This is a genomic window from Lewinella sp., assembly GCF_050633125.1.
Taxonomy (GTDB): domain Bacteria; phylum Bacteroidota; class Bacteroidia; order Chitinophagales; family Saprospiraceae; genus Lewinella.
This window is the reverse complement of the sequence record NZ_JBOEFX010000185.1, coordinates 2,139-2,443: the sequence shown is the minus strand read 5'-3', so window position 1 is coordinate 2,443 and position 305 is coordinate 2,139. Positions and strand designations below refer to the sequence as shown.

Genomic DNA, 305 nt, shown 5'->3' with positions numbered 1-305 from the left:
GATTATAAGGACATATAAGGGGTTCTTTTTAATACTAACCGGCTGTCTAAGTTCAGCTAGGAATCTTTCTGCTATCTTGGTGTTTCCAACAAACAATAAACTTATGGCTTTGATAAAAAGCGTGCGTGGCTTTACCCCTCAGTGGGGAGAGAATTGCTTCTTGGCTGAGAATGCTACCCTTATTGGTGACTTGACCATGGGTGACGATTGCAGTATCTGGTTCCAGGCGGTGGTTCGTGGCGATGTGAACAGCATTCATATTGGCAACAAAGTCAACATACAGGATGGGGCCATCATTCATGGTA

General features: G+C 43.9%; 1 protein-coding gene. It reads left to right on the top strand.

Annotated features, from left to right (window positions below):
* Positions 1–103: 103 nt before the first annotated feature.
* Positions 104–305: gamma carbonic anhydrase family protein (locus ACRBG0_RS27515; RefSeq protein WP_431490040.1), on the top strand; the 202-nt coding region annotated here is incomplete at its 3' end.